At 67.7% G+C, this 783-nt stretch carries 1 protein-coding gene; it reads left to right on the top strand.

Annotated features, from left to right (window positions below):
- Positions 1–783: Ig-like domain-containing protein (locus ITJ54_RS17705; RefSeq protein WP_228509636.1), on the top strand; the 783-nt coding region annotated here is incomplete at both ends.

The raw sequence follows: 783 nt of genomic DNA, 5'->3' as shown, positions 1-783 counted from the left end.
ACACGAAGGCACCCGACGCACCGAAGGTCACCAGCCCGACCGACCTCGCCGACGGGAAGGGCCCCATCACCGGCACCACCGAGCCTGGCGCGACCGTGATCATCCGAGACGAGGACGGCACCGTCATCGGCCAGGACGAAGCCGACGAGAACGGCAACTGGACCGTCGAACTCGACGAACCGCTGAAGGACGGCTCCCACGACCTCGAGGTCATCGCCGAGGACAAGGCCGGCAACGCCTCCGACCCGACGAAGACGACCGTCGACGTCGACACCGAGGCCCCCGACGCCCCGAAGGTCACCAGCCCGACCGACCTCGCGGACGGGAAGGGCCCCATCACCGGCACCGCCGAGCCCGGGACAGTCGTCATCATCCGCGACGAAGACGGCAACGTCATCGGCCAGGACGAAGCCGACGAGAACGGCAACTGGACCGTCGAACTCGACGAGCCACTCAAGGACGGGGCCCACGACCTCGAGATCATCGCCGAGGACAAAGCCGGCAACAGCTCCGACCCAACGAAGACGACCGTCGACATCGACACCAAGGCGCCCGACTCCCCCAAGGTCACGAGCCCCTCGGACCTGGCCGACGGAAAGGGCCCGATCGCAGGCACCGCCGAGCCCGGCACCGTCATCATCATCCGCGACGAAGACGGCAAGGAACTCGGCAGCGACACCGCCGACGAGAACGGCAAGTGGTCCGTCGAACTCGAGGAGCCGCTCGACGAGGGCAAGCACGACCTCGAGATCGTTGCGTCCGACAAGGCCGGGAACAGCTCCA

Source organism: Curtobacterium sp. VKM Ac-2865, from assembly GCF_015350905.1.
GTDB lineage: Bacteria > Actinomycetota > Actinomycetes > Actinomycetales > Microbacteriaceae > Curtobacterium.
Note: the sequence above shows the minus strand (reverse complement) of the source record. Positions and strands in the feature narration are given on the sequence as shown.